This is a genomic window from Streptomyces sp. ISL-99, from assembly GCF_018614005.1.
Lineage (GTDB): Bacteria > Actinomycetota > Actinomycetes > Streptomycetales > Streptomycetaceae > Streptomyces > Streptomyces flavidovirens.
The window spans coordinates 109,174-131,632 of record NZ_JAGGPC010000029.1 but is presented as its reverse complement, the minus strand read 5'-3'; the positions used below and the strand labels follow the sequence as shown (position 1 = coordinate 131,632).

General features: G+C 71.2%; 21 protein-coding genes and 2 tRNA genes. 6 read left to right on the top strand and 17 right to left on the bottom strand.

Annotated features, from left to right (window positions below; all coding sequences use genetic code 11):
- Nucleotides 1-12: 12 nt before the first annotated feature.
- The 9 genes from ruvA to pgsA all read right to left on the bottom strand — a co-directional run bounded on the left by ruvA (nt 13) and on the right by pgsA (nt 7,198).
- Nucleotides 13-642 carry a Holliday junction branch migration protein RuvA gene (gene ruvA / locus J7E91_RS18250; RefSeq protein ID WP_214905690.1) on the bottom strand — a complete coding sequence of 210 codons (630 nt, stop codon included), beginning with the start codon at nt 640-642 and terminating at the stop codon, nt 13-15.
- Nucleotides 639-1,184: a crossover junction endodeoxyribonuclease RuvC gene (ruvC, locus tag J7E91_RS18245; protein ID WP_214905687.1), complete on the bottom strand. Its 546-nt coding sequence runs from the start codon at nt 1,182-1,184 to the stop codon at nt 639-641. Before ruvC ends, ruvA begins: the two co-directional genes overlap by 4 nt.
- 121 nt (nt 1,185-1,305) lie before the next feature.
- Complete coding sequence (locus J7E91_RS18240; protein WP_028814106.1) at nt 1,306-2,061, bottom strand: YebC/PmpR family DNA-binding transcriptional regulator; 756 nt, start codon at nt 2,059-2,061, stop codon at nt 1,306-1,308.
- Nucleotides 2,062-2,124: 63 nt separating this feature from the next.
- Nucleotides 2,125-2,715: a pyridoxal 5'-phosphate synthase glutaminase subunit PdxT gene (pdxT, locus tag J7E91_RS18235; RefSeq protein ID WP_214905684.1), complete on the bottom strand. Its 591-nt coding sequence runs from the start codon at nt 2,713-2,715 to the stop codon at nt 2,125-2,127.
- 8 nt (nt 2,716-2,723) lie between these two features.
- On the bottom strand, nt 2,724-3,632 hold the full coding sequence (gene pdxS, locus J7E91_RS18230) for a pyridoxal 5'-phosphate synthase lyase subunit PdxS (RefSeq protein WP_028814108.1): 909 nt from the start codon (nt 3,630-3,632) through the stop codon (nt 2,724-2,726).
- A 102-nt stretch (nt 3,633-3,734) separates the two neighbouring features.
- On the bottom strand, nt 3,735-4,280 hold the full coding sequence (locus tag J7E91_RS18225; RefSeq protein WP_214905681.1) for a hypothetical protein: 546 nt from the start codon (nt 4,278-4,280) through the stop codon (nt 3,735-3,737).
- Nucleotides 4,281-4,470: 190 nt separating this feature from the next.
- Nucleotides 4,471-5,631 carry a glycosyltransferase family 4 protein gene (locus J7E91_RS18220; RefSeq protein WP_214905678.1) on the bottom strand — a complete coding sequence of 387 codons (1,161 nt, stop codon included), beginning with the start codon at nt 5,629-5,631 and terminating at the stop codon, nt 4,471-4,473.
- Entirely contained in the window at nt 5,628-6,539 is a 912-nt protein-coding gene (locus tag J7E91_RS18215) for a phosphatidylinositol mannoside acyltransferase (RefSeq protein WP_214905675.1), read from the bottom strand. The genes J7E91_RS18220 and J7E91_RS18215 overlap by 4 nt, the downstream gene beginning before the upstream one ends.
- Nucleotides 6,536-7,198, bottom strand: coding sequence for a phosphatidylinositol phosphate synthase (gene pgsA, locus J7E91_RS18210; protein WP_214905672.1), 663 nt, complete (start codon nt 7,196-7,198; stop codon nt 6,536-6,538). Before pgsA ends, J7E91_RS18215 begins: the two co-directional genes overlap by 4 nt.
- A gap of 267 nt (nt 7,199-7,465) precedes the next feature.
- Here pgsA and J7E91_RS18205 point away from each other — a divergent pair, with 267 nt between their 5' ends.
- Together J7E91_RS18205 and J7E91_RS18200 are read left to right on the top strand one after the other, a co-directional pair.
- Entirely contained in the window at nt 7,466-9,664 is a 2,199-nt protein-coding gene (locus tag J7E91_RS18205; RefSeq protein ID WP_214905670.1) for an elongation factor G-like protein EF-G2, read from the top strand.
- A gap of 183 nt (nt 9,665-9,847) precedes the next feature.
- Complete coding sequence (locus J7E91_RS18200; RefSeq protein ID WP_214905666.1) at nt 9,848-11,515, top strand: hypothetical protein; 1,668 nt, start codon at nt 9,848-9,850, stop codon at nt 11,513-11,515.
- A 20-nt stretch (nt 11,516-11,535) separates the two neighbouring features.
- Here the strand turns inward: J7E91_RS18200 and J7E91_RS18195 are convergent, their stop codons facing one another.
- From J7E91_RS18195 to J7E91_RS18180, 4 genes are all read right to left on the bottom strand, one after another.
- Nucleotides 11,536-12,099, bottom strand: coding sequence for an HIT domain-containing protein (locus tag J7E91_RS18195; protein ID WP_214905662.1), 564 nt, complete (start codon nt 12,097-12,099; stop codon nt 11,536-11,538).
- 145 nt (nt 12,100-12,244) lie between these two features.
- Nucleotides 12,245-14,230: a threonine--tRNA ligase gene (gene thrS / locus J7E91_RS18190; RefSeq protein ID WP_214905659.1), complete on the bottom strand. Its 1,986-nt coding sequence runs from the start codon at nt 14,228-14,230 to the stop codon at nt 12,245-12,247.
- Between the two features lie 88 nt (nt 14,231-14,318).
- Nucleotides 14,319-15,563, bottom strand: a complete 1,245-nt coding sequence (locus J7E91_RS18185) for a hypothetical protein (protein ID WP_214905656.1) — start codon at nt 15,561-15,563, stop codon at nt 14,319-14,321.
- Nucleotides 15,563-16,129, bottom strand: coding sequence for a DUF4365 domain-containing protein (locus tag J7E91_RS18180; protein ID WP_214905653.1), 567 nt, complete (start codon nt 16,127-16,129; stop codon nt 15,563-15,565). Before J7E91_RS18180 ends, J7E91_RS18185 begins: the two co-directional genes overlap by 1 nt.
- A 187-nt stretch (nt 16,130-16,316) precedes the next feature.
- Here J7E91_RS18180 and J7E91_RS18175 point away from each other — a divergent pair, with 187 nt between their 5' ends.
- Complete coding sequence (locus J7E91_RS18175; protein WP_214905650.1) at nt 16,317-17,045, top strand: 3'-5' exonuclease; 729 nt, start codon at nt 16,317-16,319, stop codon at nt 17,043-17,045.
- 62 nt (nt 17,046-17,107) lie between these two features.
- Here J7E91_RS18175 and J7E91_RS18170 read toward each other — a convergent pair.
- Nucleotides 17,108-17,179, bottom strand: a tRNA-Val gene (locus tag J7E91_RS18170).
- 39 nt (nt 17,180-17,218) lie between these two features.
- Entirely contained in the window at nt 17,219-17,665 is a 447-nt protein-coding gene (locus J7E91_RS18165; RefSeq protein WP_214905635.1) for an SRPBCC family protein, read from the bottom strand.
- A 102-nt stretch (nt 17,666-17,767) separates the two neighbouring features.
- On the opposite strand from J7E91_RS18165, the gene J7E91_RS18160 reads away from it, so the two are divergent.
- A complete protein-coding gene (locus J7E91_RS18160) occupies nt 17,768-20,434 on the top strand; it encodes an SCO7613 C-terminal domain-containing membrane protein (protein ID WP_214905632.1) in 2,667 nt (888 codons plus the stop codon).
- Between the two features lie 72 nt (nt 20,435-20,506).
- On the opposite strand, the gene J7E91_RS18155 is transcribed toward J7E91_RS18160, so the two are convergent.
- Together J7E91_RS18155 and J7E91_RS18150 are read right to left on the bottom strand one after the other, a co-directional pair.
- A tRNA-Val gene (locus tag J7E91_RS18155) sits at nt 20,507-20,578 on the bottom strand.
- A 54-nt stretch (nt 20,579-20,632) separates the two neighbouring features.
- Nucleotides 20,633-21,088, bottom strand: coding sequence for a TIGR02611 family protein (locus tag J7E91_RS18150; protein WP_214905629.1), 456 nt, complete (start codon nt 21,086-21,088; stop codon nt 20,633-20,635).
- Nucleotides 21,089-21,278: 190 nt separating this feature from the next.
- On the opposite strand from J7E91_RS18150, the gene J7E91_RS18145 reads away from it, so the two are divergent.
- Nucleotides 21,279-21,692, top strand: coding sequence for an SsgA family sporulation/cell division regulator (locus J7E91_RS18145; RefSeq protein WP_003987206.1), 414 nt, complete (start codon nt 21,279-21,281; stop codon nt 21,690-21,692).
- Between the two features lie 198 nt (nt 21,693-21,890).
- Entirely contained in the window at nt 21,891-22,448 is a 558-nt protein-coding gene (locus J7E91_RS18140; protein WP_214905626.1) for a CGNR zinc finger domain-containing protein, read from the top strand.
- The last annotated feature ends 11 nt before the right edge of the window (nt 22,449-22,459 follow it).

The following is a 22,459-nucleotide window of genomic DNA, read 5'->3' as shown; positions in this document are numbered from 1 at the left end:
GGATCTCTCGAATCAGCGGGCGCGGTTGAGGGTCTGGAGCGCGGCGCGCAGCAGCTGCGGCACGGGCGGCCGGCTGCCCTCGGCGAGGGCCGCCTCTGCCTGCGGGGCCACCGCCGCGACCGCCTCCTCGGCCTCGCGCGACGCGTACCCGAGACCGATGAGCGCGGCCTGGAGCTGCTCGCCCCACGGTGCGGGCCCCGACGCGACGCGCTGGGCGCCGACGTGGCCACCGGCGCCGAGCGGCTCCCCCAGACGCCCCTTCAGTTCGAGGAGCAGCTTCTGGGCGCCCTTCTTCCCGATGCCCGGCACGGCGGTGAGCGCCTTCTCGTCACCCGTGGAGACGGCCAGGCGCAGCGCGTCGGGCGAGTGCACGGCGAGCATGGCCTGGGCGAGCCGGGGGCCGACGCCGCTGGCGGTCTGGAGCAGCTCGAAGACCTGCCGCTCGTCGTCGTCGGCGAAGCCGTAGAGGGTCAGCGAGTCCTCGCGTACGACCAGGGAGGTCGCGAGCTTCGCGTCCTGGCCCATGCGCAGCGTGGACAGCGTGTTCGGCGTGCACTGCACGGCCATGCCGATGCCGCCGACCTCGATGACCGCCGTGGTGGGGGCGAGTGCGGCGACCGGGCCGCTGACGAACGCGATCATCGCGTGACCTTCCGTACGGGGATGCGGGGCACGCGGGCCGCGGCGTGCGCCTGCTGGAGGCGGTTGACCGCGGGGGCGCGCCAGATGTGACAGATGGCGAGCGCGAGGGCGTCGGCGGCGTCGGCCGGTTTGGGCGGTGCGTCCAGCCGCAGCAGCCGGGTCACCATGGCACCGACCTGGTCCTTCTCGGCCCGGCCCATTCCGGTGACCGCCGCTTTGACCTCACTGGGCGTATGCAGGGCGACGGGCAGCCCGCGCCGCGCCGCGCAGAGCATGGCGACCGCGCTGGCCTGGGCCGTACCCATGACCGTACGGACGTTGTGCTGGCTGAACACCCGCTCCACGGCGACGAATTCGGGCCGGTACTCGTCGAGCCACGCCTCTATGCCGCGCTCGATGGCGACCAGTCGCTCCCCCAGCTCGGCGTCCGACGGCGTACGGACGACTCCGACCCCGAGCATCCTCAGGGGGCGGCCCGCGACGCCTTCGACCACGCCGACGCCGCACCGGGTCAGCCCCGGGTCCACGCCCAGTACGCGCATCGCGTCCCGCCCCCTCACTCTTTCGACTGATCAGCACAGTAGCGGCTGGCTCTGACAACGCACGGACGGGCCGCCGGGAGCGTGTCCCGTCGGCCCGTCCGTACGACGTGCTGATCAGCCCTCAGGCCGCGTCGACCTTCTCCATGACCTCGTCGGAGACGTCGAAGTTGGCGAAGACGTTCTGTACGTCGTCGCTGTCCTCCAGCGCGTCGATGAGCTTGAAGATCTTCCGCGCGCCCTCTTCGTCGAGCTCGACCTGCATGGTCGGGACGAAGTTGGCGTCCGCCGAGTCGTAGTCGATGCCCGCCTCCTGGAGCGCGGTGCGGACCGCGACCAGGTCGGTTGCCTCGCTCAGGACCTCGAAGGACTCACCGAGGTCGTTGACCTCCTCGGCGCCCGCGTCGAGCACCGCGCCGAGCACGTCGTCCTCGGTCAGCTCGCCCTTGGGGACGACCACGACGCCCTTGCGGTTGAAGAGGTACGAGACGGAGCCCGGGTCGGCCATCGAGCCGCCGTTGCGGGTCATGGCGACCCGCACGTCGGAGGCGGCACGGTTGCGGTTGTCGGTGAGACACTCGATGAGCACCGCGACACCGTTGGGGCCGTAACCCTCGTACATGATGGTCTCGTAGTCGACGCCGCCCGCCTCGAGACCGCCACCGCGCTTGACCGCGGAGTCGATGTTCTTGTTGGGGACGGAGCTCTTCTTCGCCTTCTGGATGGCGTCGAAGAGGGTCGGGTTGCCGTCGATGTCGGCGCCGCCGGTGCGCGCCGCGACCTCGATGTTCTTGATCAGCTTCGCGAAGAGCTTGCCGCGCTTGGCATCGATCACGGCCTTCTTGTGCTTCGTCGTAGCCCATTTAGAGTGGCCGGACATCCGCCTGTCTCCTTCGCGTCACCAAATACTGCTGCGTTCGGCAGAGATCCTACCGGGATCCCGTCAGCGTACGGCGCGCACCATCTCGGTGAAGAGCCGGTGCACCCGGTGGTCGCCCGTCAGTTCGGGGTGGAACGACGTGGCGAGGGCGTTGCCCTGGCGTACGGCGACGATGTGCCCGTCGTGCTCCGCGAGCACCTCGGCCTGGGCGCCGACCGACTCCACCCACGGGGCGCGGATGAAGACGCCCTCGACGGGGCCGTCCTCGATGCCCGCGATCTCGACCTTCGCCTCGAACGACTCGTTCTGCCGTCCGAAGGCGTTGCGGCGCACGATCATGTCGATGCCGCCGAACGTCTCCTGGCCCGAGCGCGGGTCCAGGATCTTGTCGGCGAGCATGATCAGGCCGGCGCACGTGCCGTAGACGGGCATGCCGTCCTTGATGCGCTCGCGCAGCGGCTCCTGCATGCCGAAGAGCACGGCCAGCTTGGACATGGTGGTGGACTCGCCGCCGGGGATGACCAGGCCGTCGAGCTCGTCGAGCTCCTCGGGGCGCCGGACCGGCCTGGCCGTGGCGTCCGCCACGGCCAGGGCGATCAGGTGCTCCCGTACGTCGCCCTGGAGAGCCAGGACTCCGATCACAGGGTTGCTCATGTCCGGCACTACCAGCCGCGGTTGGCGTAGCGCTCGGACTCGGGGAGGGTGTCGCAGTTGATGCCGACCATGGCCTCGCCCAGGTTCCGGGACGCGTCCGCGATGATCTTCGGGTCGTCGTAGAAGGTGGTGGCCTTCACGATCGCGGCGGCGCGGGCGGCCGGGTCGCCGGACTTGAAGATGCCGGAGCCGACGAAGACGCCCTCGGCGCCGAGCTGGCGCATCAGCGCGGCGTCGGCGGGGGTGGCGACACCGCCCGCGGAGAACAGCACGACCGGAAGCTTTCCGAGCTCGGCGACCTCCTTGACGATCTCGTACGGGGCGCGGAGCTCCTTGGCGGCGGCGTACAGCTCGTTGTTGTCGAAGCCGCGCAGCTTGGCGATCTCGTTCTTGATCTGGCGCAGGTGACGCACGGCCTCGACGACGTTGCCGGTGCCGGCCTCGCCCTTCGAGCGGATCATGGCCGCGCCCTCGGCGATACGGCGCAGGGCCTCGCCCAGGTTGGTGGCACCACAGACGAAGGGGGTGGTGAAGGCCCACTTGTCGGAGTGGTTGACCTCGTCGGCCGGGGTCAGGACCTCGGACTCGTCGATGTAGTCGACGCCGAGGGACTGGAGGACCTGGGCCTCGACGAAGTGGCCGATGCGGGACTTGGCCATGACCGGGATCGAGACGGCCTCGATGATCTCTTCGATCATGTTGGGGTCGGACATCCGGGCCACGCCGCCGTCCTTGCGGATGTCGGCGGGCACGCGCTCCAGCGCCATGACGGCCACGGCGCCCGCGTCCTCGGCGATCTTCGCCTGCTCGGCGTTGACGACGTCCATGATCACGCCGCCCTTGAGCTGCTCAGCCATGCCGCGCTTCACGCGCGCGGTGCCGGTCTCGGGGGCCTGGAAGTTGCTGGTGCTGGACACGGATGGACCTCACTCGGAGAAAGTAGGTTCTTGCTGCCTTTCAGAGAACATCGCCGGACCAGTCCACTGCAAGGGCCAATGTTCAGCCGGTGGATCGTTTTGCTAGCTGCCGGGGCGGTCGGCCAGTGCCACGGGGGGCTCATCGTCCATCTCGAACGCCAACGGGAACGGGGCGTGGCCGGCCAGCCGGAACCACCGGACCTTGCGGTGGCGGCGCAGGGCGCGGGCGGCGCGTACGGAGTCGTTGTGGAAGCGCCGCGCCATGGGAACGCGCCGTACCGCCGCCGCGAGCTCCCCGGCGGCGTCCTCACCGCCGGGCGCCTCCTTGACCGCCTCGACCTGCGCCGGCTCCCCGAAAACCGCCCGCAGCGCCTGGCTGAGCTCGCTCTCGGCGACCTCGCGGTGGTCCTCCTCGGCCTGGCGGGCGGCGTGCGCGGCCTGGTACAGCAGGATCGAAGCGGCGGGATCGAGCACTCCGGAGGTCGCCAGCTCCTGAGTGACCGAGGCCCGGCGCAGCAGCTGGGCGTCGAGCGCGGCGCGGGAGGCGTCGATACGGGCATGCAGTCGGTCGAGCCGGCCCGCGGTCCAGCTGAGGTACAGCCCGATCGCGAGGAGGGCTACGACGATCCAGATGAGGGTTACGGTCACGGGCGGCCACGTTACCGGGGGCGGCGTGCGGGTCCGGTTGGGGTGCCGGGGGGCGGGCGAAGTGCGGGCAGCCGTTCGCCCCGGGTGGTTCGGCCGGGGGTCCGGGGGTTGCCCCCCGGGAAGGCACAGCATGCAGTCCCGAATGCCGCTCCCGTAGGGCCCGGCCCCCGGACCGATCAACAGCCCAGGTTCAGTCCCGGGCCAGCCCGAACCTCGCCCGTAGCCCGGTCCGCTCGTCCGTGTCCACCGACGCCGCGCCGTCCGTCACCGTCTCGTACACCGACAGGATGTCCGCCGCCACCGTCGACCAGTCGAAGCGCCGTACGTGCGCCGAGCCCCGCAGCCGCAGCTCCACCAGCCGCTCCGGGTCCCCCAGCAGCCGTACCGCCGCCGCCGCGAGCGCGTCCGCGTCCTCGTTGGCGAAGAGTTCGCCCGCCGCCCCCTGGTCGAGGACCTGCGCGAACGCGTCGAGGTCGCTCGCCAGCACCGCCGCTCCCGCCGACATCGCCTCGACCAGGATGATGCCGAAGCTCTCGCCGCCGGTGTTCGGGGCGACGTACAGGTCGACACTGCGCAGCAGCCGCGCCTTGTCCTCGTCGCTGACCATGCCGAGGAATTCGACGCGGTCCCGCATCTCCGTCGGCAGTGAGGCCACCGCCTCCTCCTCGTCGCCGCGCCCCGCCACCAGCAGCCGCGCGTCCGGGCGCTCGGCCAGGATCTTCGGGAGGGCGCGCATCAGGACGGGCAGGCCCTTGCGGGGCTCGTCGATGCGGCCGATGAAGCCGATGGTCTGCCCCTGCCACTCCGCCTTCGCGTCCGCCTTGGCGAAGAAGTCGACGTCGACGCCGTTGGGGATGACCACCGCGTCCCCGCCGAGGTGCTCGACGAGCGTGCGCCGCGCGTACTCGCTCACCGCGATGCGGGCGCTGATCTTCTCCAGCGCGGGCTGCAGGATCGGGTAGGCGGCGATCATCGCGCGGGACTTGGGGTTGGAGGTGTGGAAGGTGGCGACGATCGGCCCCTGCGCCGCCCAGCACGCGAGCAGGCCCAGCGAGGGCGAGGTCGGCTCGTGGATGTGGATGACGTCGAACGTGCCGTCGTGCAGCCACCGCCGTACCCGCGCGGCGGAGAGGAACCCGAAGTTCAGGCGGGCTACCGAGCCGTTGTACGGCACCGGGACGGCCCGGCCCGCGGACACGACGTACGGCGGCAGCGGCGTCTCGTCGTCGGCCGGCGCCAGGACCGACACCTCGTGCCCGAGCCCGATCAGATGCTCGGCCAGGTCCCGGATGTGGAACTGGACGCCACCCGGTACGTCCCACGAGTACGGGCAGACAATGCCGATCTTCACGAGGTCTCCTGACGCGGCTCGAGGTCGTCGAGCCACAGTCGTTGCAGCATGTGCCAGTCCTGCGGGTGCTCCGCGATACCGGTGGCGAAGGCATCCGCCAGCGCCTGCGTCATGACAGACGTCTTCTCGGCGCGCGTACCTGTCTCCGGTACGTCGACGGGCGGGTGGACCCGCCCCCGCATCACCGGTGAGTCGTCGTACCAGAGGGTCACCGGCAGCAGCAGCGCCCCGGTCTGCTGCGCCAGCAGCGCGGGCCCGCCGGGCATCCGCGCCGTGTCGCCGAAGAACTTCACCTCGGTGCCCGAGGCGGACAGGTCGCGGTCGGCGACCAGGCAGACGAGGCCACCGGCCCGCAGCCGCCGCGCCAGCGTCCCGAAGGCGCTGCCGCCCTGGTGCGGCAGGACCTCCATCCCGAGGCCCTCCCGGTACGCGACGAACCGGTCGTACAGCGTCTCGGGCTTGAGCCGCTCGGCGACGGTGGTGAACGGGACTTCCAGCTTGGTGGTGACCCAGGCGCCCGCGAGATCCCAGTTGGCCAGGTGCGGCAGCGCGACGATGACGCCGCGCCCGGTGGCGAGGGTGTCGGTCACGCGGTCTATGTCCTGGACCTCTACGCCGTTCTTGATGCGCTCCGGGCTCCACGCGGGCAGCCGGAAGGATTCCATCCAGTAGCGCATGTACGAGCGCATCCCAGCCCTGGACAGCTCGGCGAGACGCTCGGGGCCCGCGTCCGGGACGACGCGGGCGAGATTGGACTCCAGACGCAGCACACTCGCGCCGCGCCGCTTCCAGACGGTGTCCGCGATCCTGCGCCCGAGGGCGACGGACACCGGTTCGGGCAGTTTCTTGACGGTGGCCCAGCCGAGGCCGTACAGGGTGTCCGTCAGCCGTTCCCTGGCGCCGCTCACGACGTGGCCTCACTCCCCGGCGCGGAGGCGGCGTCCGCCTCCGCAGCTTCCTTGCGTACGGTCACGACTCGCTGCCCGAGGGTCACCAGACTGCCGACGGCCACGGCCCACAGGGCGATGGGCAGCAGTACGTCGATGCCCGGCACCCCGAAGTCGTGCAGTCCGGCGAGGCCGGCGGCGACGAGCGTGATCACGAGCCGTTCGGCGCGCTCCACCAGGCCGTTGACCGCGACGGGCAGGCCGATCGATTCGCCCCGTGCCTTCGTGTACGAGACGACCTGGCCGCTGGCGAGGCAGAAGATGGCGACGGCGCACAGCACGTTGTCGTTGCCGGTGCCCGCGTACCAGAGCGCGATCCCGCCGAAGACCGCCGAGTCGGCGACGCGGTCGAGCGTCGAGTCCAGGAAGGCGCCCCAGCGGCTGGAGACCCCCGCCTGCCGCGCCATATTGCCGTCGACGAGGTCGGAGAAGACGAAGAGCGTGATGACGATCGTGCCCCAGAAGAACTCTCCCCGGGGGAAGAAGACCAGCGCACCCGCCATCACTCCGGCCGTACCGATGAGCGTCACCGCGTCGGGGCTCACCCCGCGACGGAGCAGAAACGCGGCGAACGGTGTGAGGACACGCGTAAAGAATGCACGCGCGTACTTGTTCAGCATGGCCTTCCCGAGGGTCGGTGCGCCGTGCGGCCCCTATGGCTACCGGCTGGCCCATCGTATCGACGACCGGCCTCCGGCACCGCCGGGGCATCACCGGGCCGTGACGGGGCTCCTGCCGCCTGTCGGTCGCGCACTACGTATGGACGCGCCGTGGCTGGAGTGGAAAGCTCGAATGACCGCGGGCGTCACTGGTGTCGCCTCGTCACTGCGGCTCCCACATGTCCGCGCCCCCTCTCCTCACCGTGCTCGAACTGGGAGGCAAGGATCATGGGCGAAAAGACGCAAACACACCCCGGAGCCGCCGGCAGGGCAGCAGCGGCCGACCGGCCCTCGTCCGTACGCAACGTTGTGCTGGTCGGCCACAGCGGCTCCGGAAAGACCACCCTGGCCGAGGCCCTCGCGCTGGCAACGGGAGCGGTCAACAGGGCGGGCCGCGTCGAGGACGGCGCGACCGTCTCCGACTACGACGAGATCGAGCACCGGCAGCAACGCTCGGTGCAGCTGTCGCTGCTCCCCGTCGAATGGGGCGGCATAAAGATCAATCTGATCGACACTCCCGGATACGCCGACTTCGTCGGGGAACTGCGGGCCGGTCTGCGAGCGGCGGACGCGGCCCTTTTCGTCGTCTCGGGCTCGGACGGCGTGGACGGCGCGACCCGGATGCTGTGGGAGGAGTGCGCCGCGGTCGGCATGCCGCGGGCCATCGTCTTCACCCACCTCGAAGCGGCCAGGTCCGACTTCGACGAGATGACCCGGATCTGCGCGCAGACCTTCGGCGGCGACGACCCCGACGCCGTACTGCCGCTGTATCTGCCGCTGTACGGACCCCAGGGACCCGACAGCCACGCCCCCGTCGAGGGGCTCGTCGGCCTGCTGTCGCAACGGGTCTTCGACTACTCCTCCGGCGAGCGCAAGGAGACACCGCCGGACGAGGAGCAGCTGCCCAGGATCGCGGCCGCCCGCGACCGGCTGATCGAGGGGATCATCGCCGAGAGCGAGGACGAGACCCTCATGGACCGCTACCTCGCCGGCGAGGAGATCGACTACAAGACGCTCGTCGAAGACCTGGAACGGGCCGTGGCACGCGGCACCTTCCACCCGGTCCTCGCCGCCGCGCCGGCGACGGAGGGCAACCGCGAGGGCATCGGCACGATCGAGCTGCTGGAGCTGATCACGGGCGGTTTCCCGACCCCCGCCGAGCGCGAGGCGCCCGCCGTCACCACACCGGACGGCCGTCCGTGCCCGCCGGTCACCTGCGACCCGGACGGGCCGCTGGTCGCCGAGGTCGTCAAGACGGCGTCCGACCCGTACGTCGGGCGGGTCAGCCTGGTGCGGGTCTTCTCCGGCACGCTGCGGCCCGACGAGACGGTGCACGTGTCGGGGCACGGCCTCACGGACCGGGGCCACGAGGACCACGATGTGGAGGAGCGGATCGGCGCCCTGTCCTCGCCCTTCGGCAAGCAGCAGCGCACCATGAACCGCTGCATCGCGGGTGACATCGCCAGCGTCGGGAAACTGATGCGGGCCGAGACCGGGGACACCCTGTCCTCGAAGGACGACCCGCTGCTGATGGAACCGTGGACCATGCCCGACCCGCTGCTGCCGCTCGCCATCCAGGCCCACAGCAAGGCCGACGAGGACAAGCTCTCCCAGGGGCTCGCGCGGCTGGTCGCCGAGGATCCGACGATGCGCCTCGTGCAGAACCAGGACACCCGCCAGCTCGTGCTGTGGTGCCTGGGCGAGGCCCACCGGGACGTGGCGCTGGAGCGGCTGCGCAGCCGGTACGGGGTGCGGGTGGACGTCGTACCGCACAAGGTGTCGCTGCGCGAGACGTTCGGGGCGCAGGCGTTCGGCCGCGGGCGGCACGTGAAGCAGTCCGGTGGCCACGGCCAGTACGCCATCTGCGAGATCGAAGTGGAGCCGCTGCCGCCGGGGAGCGGCATCGAGTTCGTCGACAAGGTCGTCGGAGGCGCGGTACCACGCCAGTTCATCCCGTCCGTAGAGAAGGGAGTACGCGCCCAGGCGGGGCGCGGGGTCGCGGCCGGCTACCCGCTCGTGGACGTACGCGTCACGCTGACCGACGGGAAGTCCCACTCGGTCGACTCCTCCGACGCGGCGTTCCAGACGGCGGGCGCGCTGGCACTGCGCGAAGCCGCGGCCGAGGCGAAGCTCCACCTCCTGGAGCCGGTCGCCGAGGTGCTGGTGCTGGTGCCGGACCAGTACGTGGGGCCGGTGATGAGCGACCTGTCGGGACGGCGGGGGCGCGTGGTCGGAACCGAGCAGGCGGGGCACGGGCGCACGCTCGTACGGGCCGAGGTGCCGGAGATCGAACTCGGACGGTACGCCCTGGACCTGAGGTCGGTCTCGCACGGCACCGGACGGTTCAGCCGCTCGTACGCCCGCCACGAACCCATGCCGCCCCAGCTGTCAGGCAAGATCCGCGAACAGGCGGAAAACGGATCATAATTGACAGGCCGCCCGCCCAATTTACTTGCGGCGGGCGGCATTTCACCGCCCCACCACGGGCAGAGTCACCCTGGATCATCCCTGGACACGGCGGATACGCTGAACGCTCCGGGGCGCCCCGGCTCACAAGGTGTGCGGGGCACGGCAGTTGGGCAGGGGCCGCAGGAGCGGTTGCGTGCGGCGATGGGGGCAGCAGTGGCGGATGACGGGTTCGACTTCTCACCGGGGGCGCAGGTCCCGCTCCAGGGCTCCGCGGGCCAGACGGCGGCGACGCAGGCGCTCGCCTCCGCGGCGTACCGCGACAGCCCGGTCACCGAGATCCTCAACGCCAACAGCGAATGGCACAAGTCCGAGGTGAAGAAGGGCAAGCTCTCCCTCCTCGAACCGAACCTGGGCGAGGCCTTCTCCCGCGCCGTACAGGTGCGCATGCTCGGCGGGGCCCGCAAGGCGCTCATCCAGTCCTTCGGCACCGAACCGCAGACCATCGTCGAGCACTGCCTCGCCGCGACCCGCATCCGCAAGGAACGGGACGCCAAGCTCACCGGCATCATGGCGCTGTTCGGCCTGCTCTTCCTGCCGGGACTGCTCGTCTGGCTGGGCGTCTTCCAGCTGCGCCGTACGATCGCGGGCTCCAAGGACAAGCGGGCCGGCGCCCTCGCCACCACCGCGCTGGTCGCCCTCGGCGGTCTCCTCGTGCTCGCCCTCATCAAGCTGCCCTTCGGCGGATTCTGGGCGATCTACCTGCGGGCGATGCTCGTCGCGCCCATCATCGGCTGGCTGTGGGCCAAGCGGATCAGCGAGTCCACGGCCCAGGACATGCGGACCCGCTGGGAGAGCCTGCTGTCGGGCGGCGGCGTGGGCGCCAAGATCCCCGAAGCCGTACCGCGCGACCCCAACGAGTCCGCCGCCGAGCAGCTGCGCCAGTCGCTCGCCAAGCTCACCGCCGAGCAGTACAGCAACTCGGTCTTCTACGCGGGACCCAAGGGAATACTCGGCATGGGCACCCGCTGGGGCAGCTGGCAGCTCGCCGAAGAGCTCGTACCACGCGAAGCCGGCAAGGAGATCCACGGATTCCGCAGCTGGGACGTCGTACGCGCCATCCACGACCAGCTGCGCATGCTGGAGCGCGGCCCCCTGCACACCGGCGGCTTCCCCAAGCCCTCCGTACGGCACTGGATCGTCGCCCCGATCGGTGAGAACGCGGCAGAGGTGACCAGGCCCGGTGGCCAGGACGTCGACGCGTACCAGATCAAGGGCCACGAGATACAGCGGATCTGCAACGAGCAGCAGTTCGGCGCCGGAAACCGCCACTATCTGGGTGTTCAGTTCACCCTCTGGGACGGCCAGTTGATCATCACCATGCTGATCACCGTCACCGTGCTGCACGAGACGCTGCGCATCGAGGTCACGGGCCACGCCCTGGGCCCGGTCCACTCCCTCTTCACCACCAAGCCCGCGGCCAAGACGGTGACCGTCAGCAAGCCGGTCAAGTTCTGGGAGACGGTGGACAAGAAGCTGCCGCTCGTCGACGCCAACGAAGTGGTACGCCTCGCCGTCCGCGCACCGTTCACCTGGTTCCCGCCGCTTCTCGACTACTTCGGCGGCAAGATCGTGCTCCCCGAGCCCTTCGGCCTGCGGCACGCCTGGGCCGAGAAGCCCTGGCGGCACCGCTTCATGGCCGACGACGCGATGCGCGCGGCCACGCCCGTACTGCGCGTGGTCCACGCGGCGGCCATCCGCGTGCTGGACGACCACGGCGTGGACACCGACCGCTTCAGCAACCGCTCGCTGATCCTCAGCGGCCTGGTCCAGGACGCCGCACCGAGGAAGGCCGACGTGTACGACGCGTGACGCGGCCGGGGGCAGCCCGGTCAGTTCGCTGCGGGCCAGGCGTCGGCCAGCATCTTGCGGGTGTCCCCCAGCAGCTGCGGCAGCACCTTCGTGTGCCCCACGACCGGCATGAAGTTCGTGTCCCCGCCCCAGCGCGGCACCACGTGCTGGTGCAGATGCGCCGCGATGCCCGCCCCGGCGACGGCGCCCTGGTTCATCCCGATGTTGAACCCCTGCGCCCCGGAGGCGGTACGCAGCGCCGTCATCGCGCGCTTGGTGAAGGAAGCGAGCTCGGCGGTCTCGGCATCGTCCAGGTCCGTGTAGTCGGCGACGTGGCGGTACGGGACGACCATCAGGTGCCCGCCGGTGTACGGGTAGAGGTTCAGCACCGCGTACACCCGCTCACCGCGCGCGATGACAAGCCCGTCCTCGTCGGACTTCGCCGGAATCGAGCAGAACGGGCAGCCGTCCCCGGCCCCCGGACCGGTCGGCTTGTTCTCCCCCTGGATGTACGCCATCCGGTGGGGCGTCCACAGGCGCTGGAACGCGTCCGGCGTCCCCACTCCGATCTGCTGCTCCGGCTCAATCGTCATGCGAGCCAGCATATTCGCTGTGGGTGGGAGGGGATGCGGCGAGGGGCGGCCCCGAAAAGGGACCGCCCCTGAAGCCCCGCGGCGGCGGGGAGTACACATCGTCCGAGCCGACGAACTTCTCCGGGTCGGGGCCACCCCCGCTCACGCGGGGAACAAGTCACACCTGTACGCGGCTCTCCACGACATCAACGAGCTTCGCCAGCGCCTCGTCACGCGGAACACCGTTCTCCTGCGAGCCGTCGCGGTAGCGGAACGAGACCGTGCCGGCGTTCATGTCATCGTCTCCGACGATGATCATGAACGGCGTCTTCTGCTTCTGCGCGGTCCTGATCTTCTTCTGCATCCGGTCAGAGGACGCGTCCACCTCGACCCGCAGGCCCTTCTTCTTCGCCTCGGCGGCGAACTCCAGGAGGTACGGGACGTGCGCGTCGCCGACCGGGATGCCGACCGCCTGGACCGGGGCCAGCCACGGGGGCATGGCACCCGCGTAGTGCTCCAGCAGCACGGCGAAGAAGCGCTCGATGCTTCCGAAGAGGGCCCTGTGGATCATGACCGGGCGCTGCTTGGTGCCGTCAGCAGCCGTGTACTCCAGGTTGAACCGCTCCGGCAGATTGAAGTCGAGCTGGACGGTCGACATCTGCCAGGTCCGGCCGATCGCGTCCCGCGCCTGGACCGAGATCTTCGGGCCGTAGAAGGCCGCGCCGCCCGGGTCGGGGGTCAGCGGCAGACCCTGCTTCTCGGCGACCTGCTGGAGGACCGCGGTGGCCTCCTCCCAGACCTCGTCCGAGCCCACGAACTTGTTCTCGTCCTTGGTGGACAGCTCCAGGTAGAAGTCGGTCAGGCCGTAGTCGCGCAGCAGCCCGAGGACGAAGGTGAGCGTACGGTCGAGCTCCTCCGCCATCTGCTCCTTGGTGCAGTAGATGTGCGCGTCGTCCTGGGTGAAGCCGCGGGCCCGGGTCAGGCCGTGCACGACGCCCGACTTCTCGTACCGGTACACGGTCCCGAACTCGAAGAGGCGCAGCGGCAGTTCACGGTAGGACCGGCCCCGCGCGTCGAAGATCAGGTTGTGCATCGGGCAGTTCATGGGCTTGAGGTAGTAGTCCGTGCCCTCGTCGAGCTGCATGGGCGGGTACATGCCGTCGGCGTACCAGTCCAGGTGCCCCGAGGTCTCGAAGAGCTTCCCCTTGGTCGCGTGCGGGGTGTAGACGAACTCGTACCCCTCCTCCTCGTGCCGGCGGCGCGAGTAGTCCTCCATGACCCGGCGGATGATGCCGCCCTTGGGGTGGAAGACCGCGAGGCCGGAGCCGATCTGCTCGGGGATGGAGAAGAGGTCCAGCTCGCTGCCGAGCTTGCGGTGGTCGCGCTTCTCGGCCTCGGCGAGGAACTCCAGGTGCGCCTTCAGCTCGTCCTTCGACGGCCACGCGGTGCCGTAGATGCGCTGGAGCATGGGGTTCTTCTCGCTGCCGCGCCAGTAGGCGGCGGCGTTGCGCATCAGCTTGAAGGCGGGGATGTTCCGGGTGGTGGGCAGGTGCGGACCCCGGCAGAGGTCCTTCCAGCACAGGTCCCCGGTCTTGGCGTCGAGGTTGTCGTAGATGGTCAGCTCGCCGCCGCCCACCTCGACGTTCGCGCCGTCGGCGCCATCCTGAACAGAGGCGGAGCCCTTGATGCCGATGAGCTCCAGCTTGTACGGCTCGTCGGCCAGCTCCTCGCGCGCGGCCTCGTCGGTGACCACGCGGCGCGAGAAGCGCTGCCCGCGCTTCTGGATCTCCTGCATCTTCTTCTCAATGGCCTTGAGATCCTCGGGCGTGAACGGCTTCTCGACGTCGAAGTCGTAGTAGAAGCCGTCCTTGACCGGCGGACCGATGCCGAGCTTCGCCTCGGGGAAGAGCTCCTGCACGGCCTGTGCCATGACGTGCGCGGTCGAGTGGCGCAGGATGTTCAGGCCGTCCTCGGAGGAGATCTCGACCGGCTCGACCTCCTCGCCGTCCGCGACGACGTACGCCAGGTCCTTCAGCTCGCCGGCCACACGCGCGGCGACGACGGTGCGCTCGCCGGGGAAGAGTTCCGCCGCCGTAGTGCCCGTCGTCACCACGCGCTCTTCCCGCTCGGAATCGCGTTGGATGAACACACGGACGTCCGACACCGGTCACTCCTGTCTGAGGGGGTGCGCATAAAAGATTGCGCGCGTAGTGCCTTACTGTACCGAGCCCCGCGCCCCCATCGCGAAACGGTTAATCCCCGCCGCACGCCTCCTCGAAAAAGTCCAGGTTCTCCTGGAGGGACTTCATCAGCCGGTCCCGCTCGGCGTCGTCCACCTGCACGGGCACCACGCTCCGCGCGCCCGAGAGCCGCCGGAAGCCGCCCCGGCTCTCCAGCTGTCCGTGGACCCGGATCGGCAGCCCGACCAGGTGGGCGTGGCCCGCTGTCCGGTACGCCTCCTCGTCGAGCACCATCCGTACGTGCGGCACCTCCGCGCCCGCCAGGACCCGCAGCCGCACCGTGCCGGACCCGCCGGGCCCCGAGCGGCGCATCCGTACGACCGTGCCCGTGATCCGTACCGTCACGGACGGCTCGCCGAGCGTGTAGCGCGCGCCCGCCTCGCGCAGCGCCGGCAGGTCGCCCGGCGAGAACTCCACCGCCTCCGGATGCGCCGCGCACCCCTGCGGCACACCGGCGGCCGGTGACCACTCCAGGCCGATCCGCGTGCCCTCCGAGCCGTGCACCAGCGCGATCACCGCGTCCGTCAGCTCGCGGCTCACCCCCGCCTCGACCGCCGAGTCGAAGGCATCCATCCCCCCGGTCGCCCGCTGGTAGTCGACGGCCTCGCGCGCGGCGTGCAGGGCGTGGTGCAGCCGTACGACGGCCCGGCGCCCGGCCTCCACCGGTACGAACGCCGTGAGTGCGCGCCCGCCGGGGGCCGGCCCGACCAGTACGCCCTCCAGGGACGCCTGGGCCTGCCTCCGGTGCCGGGCGCCGTAGTATCCGGCGCGCCCGCGCGCTGCGAGCGCCGCGGCGAGCAGCATCTGGCGCGCCGCCGAGCGCAGTTGCTCCTGCGCGGTCCACGAGGCGGCTCCTGAAGGGCCTTCCGGTACGTCGCGCACCCACCTGATCTCGTCGCTCGGCACGGCGAGGGAGACGAGCACCTCACGGGCGGAGGGCGCGGGGCAGCGGGCGAGCGCGGTCAGTGCCTCGCCGAGGAGGTCGTCGCTGTCGGGGAACGCCCTGCTCTCCGGTACGAGCAGACTCGTACCGGATCCGGAAGGGCCGGGCGGTGTCCAGCGCGCGTAGCGGCCCGCCGCTCCCCCGCGCCGCCGCCAGCCGTGCCGGGCGAGCAGTACGGCGAGTACGGCGGGGTCCACGCGGGCGGGGTCGGGCCCCTCGCCGGCGTCCCAGACGCCGGGGCCCGCCGCGAAGCCGCTGTCGGGCTCCGTGCTCGGGTGTGGTCGTACGGGCTCGTCGATCGGCCGGTGCTGCATCAGGGTCTCCCTCCCACCCCGACCCGGGTCATGATCTCGCAGAGTGCTCGGTCGTCGAATATCCGCGAGGTCGGGATCCGCACAGTTGTCCTGCGCCTGCCCGTCACCGGGTGTCCGGCCAGGTTGATCCAGTAGCAGCAGTGCCGCAGGTCGAGGCGGTCGTGGCCGGCGCGCAGCCAGTCCTCCTGGGTCCGCGGTACGAGCATCACGACCAGGATCTTGTGTACCGCCACCGGGCTGCGGGCGAGCTTCTCCAGATGCGCGTTGTCGAGCGTGAAAGAGAAGGCGCCCCCCGCTGGGTGCGGCGGGATCTGGTAGGTGCATTTGAGCTGCACCTTGATGGTGACTTCGTCATCGACGGTGTGCTCGGGAGCGTTGTGACTCACGTGCCAGTCGATGCCGTTGTCCGGAAACGGCTGTGAGAGCGAGCATCCCGCGGCCGCCGCGACCGCGTGCAGATAGCCCACCTGAAGAGTCTCCATGCAGGCGGTGGTGGCGAGTCCGCCGCGCAGCGGTGCGATCCGCTCGGGCAGCAGCCCGCCCGGTTCGGGCTGCGTGAGCGCCATGGCAGACGTGTGCCTTCCGGGCTGTGCCGATCATTTCCCCGCGACGGTCCGTCAACCTCCCGTGCCGTCACCTGTGTTGTCTCCGTTCTGTCTGGCCCGCAAACGGCGTACCGCACAAACGACCCGGGTATCACCGGTTCGGGCAGGGGACGCACGCCATCTGCCAAGGGAGCAAGAGGAGTTCGACATGACGTGCTGGTACGAAGGACCCCTGGCCGCGTTCGACACCGAGACGACGGGCGTGGATGTCGAGGAGGACCGCATCGTTTCGGCCGCGCTGGTCGTGCAGGACGCGCCGGGCGGGCGGGTACGGGCGACGCGCTGGCTGGTGAATCCAGGGATTCCGGTGCCCCCGGAGGCGACGGAGATCCACGGCCTGACGGACGATCACCTGCAGCGCAACGGCCGCTGGCCCGCGCCGGTGGTGGAGGAGATAGCCAGGGGCCTCGCCGAGCAGAGCATCGCCCGCCGGCCGCTGGTGGTGATGAACGCGCCGTTCGATCTGACGCTGCTGGACCGTGAGCTGAGGCGCCACCGGGCGTCGTCGCTGGCGCGCTACCTGGACAGCCGTCCGCTGTGCGTGCTGGATCCGCGCGTGCTGGACAAGCATCTGGACCGCTACCGCAAGGGCCGCCGTACGCTCACCGACCTGTGCGCGCAGTACGAGGTGGAGTTGGACGGCGCGCACGACGCGGTCGCCGACGCGACGGCCTCACTGGAGGTCGTACGCGCACTGGGCCGCCGATTCGCCACGCGTCTGGAGCGGCTTTCGCCGGCCGAGCTGCACACCCTTCAGGCGGTGTGGCACGCGGCGCAGGCGCGCGGTCTGCAGGCGTGGTTCGCGCGCAACGGGTCGGAGGAGGCGGTGAATCCGGCGTGGCCGCTGCGCCCCGAGATTCCTGCGGCCGCCGCCTGAGCGGGCGGCGTACGGGAACGCGAAAAAGCCGGTCCGTCGGTGACGGACCGGCCTTCCCCGGGTGGGCGATACTGGTTTCGAACCAGTGACCTCTTCGGTGTGAACGAAGCGCTCTCCCACTGAGCTAATCGCCCGGGAACGGACTGAACCATACAACCCCGCACGGGGTCGGTTCAAACCGCGAGGGCGGCCGCGAGCGCGCGCCGCCCGCCCCGCATCATCAGCGCGTGATTGGCGATGAGCAACGGGCGCCCGACTACGGCGAACCGGCGCACCAGCGCCTTGCGCACATTCACTTCCTGCTCATAGACGGCGCGCGTGCCGCCGCTGCCGCGGGGCCGCACGGTCCAGCGCGCCCAGCCGTCCATGTCGCCGGTCATGGCCACTTCCAGTACGCCGGTTTCCGGTGCGCGCAGCTTCTCGTGAACGGTGACTTCGAGTGCGTACGGCAGGAAGGAACGCACCCGGACGATGCCGGTGCTGTCGTCGAGGCGCGTGACCCGTCGCACCTGTGGCCACCACCCGGGGTACGCGTCGATCTGTTCCAGGGCGGTGTAGACCGCGCCGGGCGGGGCGGGCAGGTCCCACACGCTGCGGAAGCGGTAATGACTCCAGTCCATGCCCTGAAGTCTGCGCGCGCCACGCGGGTCCATGCGTACTCACCGGTGATCTGAGTATCCGCACCCATGCCGCGGCGTGTGTCGGGCGCCACACTCCTGACCATGGAGAACGCACCACCGCCCGCCGAGGAATTGGTGATCCTCGACCGCGAACTGGGCCACATCGAAGCCCGTCGCGCCCAGTTGCTGGCGCGCAGGGCCTGGCTGCTGAGTGTCATGCAGCAGGCCGCCGCGCCGCAGAACCCCTTCTCGCCGCCCGCTCCGGCCTTCGGCGCGGACCACGCGCCGCAGACCCCGCGCGCCCCACGGGACGCCTCGCCGCGCAGTGCGCAGAACGTGCTGCTGACCCTCGGCGGCATCCTGCTGACGATCGCAGCGGTCGCGTTCACGCTGGTCAGCTGGGGCCACATGGGCATCGGCGGCCGCGCGGCGGTGCTGGGCGCCGTGACGGCCCTGGCGCTGGCCGCGCCGGCTCTGCTGCTGCGCCGCGGGCTCGTCTCGACCGCCGAGTCGGTGGCCGCGCTCGGCCTCGCCCTCACGGTGCTCGACGCGTATGCCGTGCACCGCGTGGCGGCGCCGGACACGGACGGTCTCGCGTACACGGCGATCAGCTCGGCGGCGCTGGCGGCGCTCTGGGCTGCGTACGGTCTGGGCTTCGGCCGGCTGCGGCTGCCGCTGCCCGCCGCGCTGATCACCGCTCAACTCCCGCTCGTCCTCTGGGCGCTGGCCGCCGGCGCGGGTCCGCTGACGCTCACCGGTGCCCTGCTGGCGACGGCCGCGTTCGACGTCGCCGTGGCCCTGTGGGGCACGGGGCGGGTGCGCCCGTTGGCATGCGCCGGAGCGTGGCTGACGGGTGCGGGGGCGCTGCTCAGTGCCGGCGCCATGTCGCTGGCGGCGGCCGGCTCCTCCGACGCGCTGCGTCCCGGCGCGCTGCTGCTGGCGATCGCAGCCCTGGCCCTCTTCGCCGCCTGGCGGACCCCGGCCGGCGCGCCACAGCCCGCCGCGCCGGCAGCGGGCGAAACACCCACCCCCCAGACGGCGACACCGTCACCGGAGAACGGGGCCCCCGCGCCGCACCCGACCGCGCCGACGCCCCACGAGGCACCCGCGCCGGACAACCACGCCCCCTCGCCGCGCACTGGCGCGTCGTACCCGGACAGCGGGGCCCCCGCGCCGCACGGCCCGGCGCCGTCGCAGGCCGCCGGATGGTCGCCGCATGCCGTCGCGTCCTCCGCCGTGGCCGGGCTCGCCGTGCTGGCCGCCGTCGGCGGCGTGCTGCGTCCCGCCGTTCCGGGCGCGTGGGCGGTGCCCGTGTACGTGCTGTGCGCCGTGGCCCTGCTGGCCGTCGTACGGGCGGGTCTGCCGCGGGCCATGGCGCTGGGTCTGGCCGGTTCGTCCGGTGCCGTGCTGGCCGCGGGCACCCTGTGGGCGCTGCCGCCGGTCGCGGTGAGCCTGCTGGGCCCCGCCGCCTGGGTGGAGCGCGCCTGGTCCGGTGCCCCGGCCGGCGTCCGTGCGGCGCTGTCCTCCGAAGCTCCGTGGTCCTGGACGGCCGCGGCCCCGCTGGTACTGCTGACCGTGGCCGCCGTCGCCGTCGCGGCGGGGCGCCGCCCGACCGCTCCCGGCTCCGCCTGGCGGAGCCGGGCGGCCTGTGCGGCCCTGGCCCTGGCGTGGGCGGCGGCGTACGCCACCCCGGCGGCGCTGGGCTTCGGCTACCCGGCGGCCGTAACGCTGTACGTGCTGCTGACCGCCGCGCCCCTTGCCCTGGCGGTACGCCCGTCCCTCACCGGCGCCGCCACGGCACCCGGCGCGCCGCTCGCGCTCACCGCGCTCGCCTGCGCTCTCGCGTCGGCGGTCTCCGTCTCGCTGCTGTCCCTGGCCGCGCAGGCCGCCACCCTCGCCGTGCTCGGCGTCCTTCTGCCGCTGTTCGGTGCGGCCGCCGTGCTCGCGAAGGGATCCGTCACACCACCGGTGGCCGCCGTGGCGGCCACCGTGTACGCGACCGGGCTGACCGGGGCCGTCGCCGCCTCCTGCGAGCTCGCGCCGCACCAGGCCGCCCTGGTAATCCTCGCCGTCCCCACGGCGGCCGCCGCGCTCGCCGCCCGTATCCGCGGGCACATCACCGCCCTGCCCCTGGAGGTCGCGGGCGCCGGGGCCGGGCTGCTCGCGATCGGGCTCGCGGCGGGCCACGCGCCGGTCCTCGCCCTGGTCCTGGCCCTGTGCGGAGTCATCGCGGCGGGCACGGCCGTACGGGCCGACCGGCGCCCGGTCGGTTACGCGGCGGCCGTGTTCTTCGTGCTGGCCACCTGGGCCCGCCTCGGCGCCTCGGACGTGGTCACGCCCGAGGCGTACACGCTGCCCGTCACCGTCCCGGCGCTGGTGACCGGCGTACTGCGGCGGCGCCGCGACCCCGCGGCCTCGTCCTGGACGGCGTACGGCCCCGGTCTCGCCGCGACCCTCCTGCCGAGCCTGATCGCCGCCTGGGGCGATCAGCACTGGCTGCGCCCGCTGCTCCTCGGGGCGGCGGCCCTGGCCGTGACCCTCACGGGCGCCAGGCACCGGCTCCAGGCGCCGCTGGTGCTGGGGTCGGCGGCGCTCGTCCTGGTCACGCTGCACGAGCTCGCGCCGTACGTCGTCCAAGTGGTCGGAGCTCTCCCTCGCTGGCTGCCGCCGGCCGTCGCGGGCCTGCTGCTGCTGGCGGTCGGCGCGACGTACGAGCAGCGCCTGCGCGACGCGCGCCGGCTGCGGGAGACCCTGGGCCGGATGCGCTGAGGAGCGCCGTTCCCGGCCCCCGGGAACGGCGAAGGCCCGGAAGACTTTCGTCTTCCGGGCCTTCGGTCCGGGTGGGCGATACTGGGTTCGAACCAGTGACCTCTTCGGTGTGAACGAAGCGCTCTCCCACTGAGCTAATCGCCCCGGCGCTCCGCAAACATTACCCCATGTCAGCGGGTCCCCCGAACCGTTTACCGGTCACTGCTCGATGTTCCACGGCATCGCGAGGCCGAACTTCCAGACGTAGATCCCGACCAGTACGGCGACGATCACCAGTCCGATCGTGGTGAGGATCATGTTGCGTCGGCGGACCTTGGGATCGAGCGCCTTCTGGGCCGCCTCGGTGACTTTCCGTTTCGTCCAGCGCAGCACCAGTTGCGCCCACACGAACTCCGTCGCCCAGATCGCCATGCCGCCGAAGATCACCAGCCAGCCGGGCCCCGGCAGTGGCAGCATGACGATGCCCGCCGCCACGACCGCCAGGCCGATGACGAACACGCCGACCTGCCAGCTCAGGTGGAGCGTCCGGTGACGCTTGATGATCTGCGGCGCCCGCGAACCCAGCTCTCGCTCGTCCCCGGTGACGCCCCCCGTGGCGGGCACTGTGGCCGCCGGATCGACGACCTCTTCCCGCTCGTTACTCTCCGCATTCATAAGGCCCAACCTACCGGACAGAATCGCGTGGCCGGAATGGTCGTACAGCCTCAAGCATTACTCCGCCGCAAGGGGTACCTGAAGAGCCGCAAAAAGGTCAGAGGGGTTTACAACGACACCGTAGGTGGCATGTCGATTTCGCCGACGTGCGAATCCCCGAGCGCACACTGAGCGAAAGGCCCTGGCGCTTATGAACACCACGGTCAGCTGCGAGCTGCACCTGCGCCTCGTAGTGTCGAGCGAGTCATCACTGCCTGTACCCGCGGGCCTGCGGTATGACACGGCCGATCCCTACGCCGTGCATGCCACCTTCCACACCGGAGCCGAGGAGACCGTCGAGTGGGTGTTCGCCCGCGATCTCCTCGCCGAGGGCCTTCACCGGCCCACCGGTACCGGCGACGTCAGAGTCTGGCCGTCCCGCAGTCATGGCCAGGGCGTCGTGTGCATCGCTCTGAGCTCCCCGGAAGGAGAAGCCTTGCTCGAAGCCCCGGCGCGGGCCCTGGAGTCGTTCCTGAAGCGGACGGACGCCGCGGTACCACCGGGCACCGAGCATCGTCACTTCGATCTCGACACGGAACTCTCACACATCCTGGCGGAGAACTGAGCCAGGCCGAGAGCCACCCAACGCCGTCCGACTCGGGGCGACGGCGCGGGGCGGACAACTGCATACGGAACACGGTATACATCGGCGCCGTCTCCTCGGATTCCACCGCGGGGACGGCGCCGGTGCGCCGCGCGCACGAGCCGCTAAAGTCGACCGGCATCTGCGGGCGCCCGCCCGCAGCAGGCCAGGGAGCGAATCGTGCTGATCCCCCACGACACCAGGCGCGCCCTCGACGTCGTCGTCGATCTCGTGAACACGGCGCCGGAGAGTGACCAGGACGACCGGCTCGCCGGCCTTGAGGCGCTGTACGGCTTCGTACGGCTCCATCACGTCAGCGACGTCGGAACGCTCACCGAGGCGGATCTCAGGGCCGTACGGGACGTGCGAGGGCGCTTCGCGGACGTGTTCGCGGCGCCCGACCCCCGCACCTGCGCGGAGCTGATCAACCAGCTCGTGGCGGCGGCCGGCACCACGCCGCGGCTGACCGATCACGACGGCTTCGACTGGCACGTGCACTACTTCGCGCCGGGCGCCTCGGTCGCCGACCATCTCGCGGCGGACTGCGGGATGGCGCTGGCGTTCATCGTGGTCTCCGGCGAGCAGGAACGACTGCGCCGCTGCGAGGCGCCGGACTGCCGGCGGGCCTTCGTCGACCTGTCGCGCAACCGGTCCCGCCGCTACTGCGACAGCCGCACCTGCGGGAACCGGCTGCACGTGGCGGCGTACCGGGCACGGCGTAAGGAAGCCGCGGGCTGAGGCACCGCAGG

Excerpts from the sequence above, each read along its gene's own strand:
- J7E91_RS18175 (WP_214905650.1), top strand. The coding sequence starts at position 16,317 with ATGACGTGCTGGTACGAAGGACCCCTGGCCGCGTTCGACACCGAGACG.
- J7E91_RS18240 (WP_028814106.1), bottom strand. The coding sequence starts at position 2,061 with ATGTCCGGCCACTCTAAATGGGCTACGACGAAGCACAAGAAGGCCGTG.
- pgsA (WP_214905672.1), bottom strand. The coding sequence starts at position 7,198 with ATGCTGAACAAGTACGCGCGTGCATTCTTTACGCGTGTCCTCACACCG.
- J7E91_RS18165 (WP_214905635.1), bottom strand. The coding sequence starts at position 17,665 with ATGGACTGGAGTCATTACCGCTTCCGCAGCGTGTGGGACCTGCCCGCC.
- J7E91_RS18150 (WP_214905629.1), bottom strand. The coding sequence starts at position 21,088 with ATGAATGCGGAGAGTAACGAGCGGGAAGAGGTCGTCGATCCGGCGGCC.
- pdxT (WP_214905684.1), bottom strand. The coding sequence starts at position 2,715 with ATGAGCAACCCTGTGATCGGAGTCCTGGCTCTCCAGGGCGACGTACGG.
- J7E91_RS18185 (WP_214905656.1), bottom strand. The coding sequence starts at position 15,563 with ATGCAGCACCGGCCGATCGACGAGCCCGTACGACCACACCCGAGCACG.
- J7E91_RS18195 (WP_214905662.1), bottom strand. The coding sequence starts at position 12,099 with ATGCTGGCTCGCATGACGATTGAGCCGGAGCAGCAGATCGGAGTGGGG.
- ruvA (WP_214905690.1), bottom strand. The coding sequence starts at position 642 with ATGATCGCGTTCGTCAGCGGCCCGGTCGCCGCACTCGCCCCCACCACG.
- ruvC (WP_214905687.1), bottom strand. The coding sequence starts at position 1,184 with ATGCGCGTACTGGGCGTGGACCCGGGGCTGACCCGGTGCGGCGTCGGC.
- J7E91_RS18160 (WP_214905632.1), top strand. The coding sequence starts at position 17,768 with ATGGAGAACGCACCACCGCCCGCCGAGGAATTGGTGATCCTCGACCGC.
- J7E91_RS18205 (WP_214905670.1), top strand. The coding sequence starts at position 7,466 with ATGGGCGAAAAGACGCAAACACACCCCGGAGCCGCCGGCAGGGCAGCA.
- J7E91_RS18200 (WP_214905666.1), top strand. The coding sequence starts at position 9,848 with ATGGGGGCAGCAGTGGCGGATGACGGGTTCGACTTCTCACCGGGGGCG.
- J7E91_RS18145 (WP_003987206.1), top strand. The coding sequence starts at position 21,279 with ATGAACACCACGGTCAGCTGCGAGCTGCACCTGCGCCTCGTAGTGTCG.
- J7E91_RS18180 (WP_214905653.1), bottom strand. The coding sequence starts at position 16,129 with ATGGCGCTCACGCAGCCCGAACCGGGCGGGCTGCTGCCCGAGCGGATC.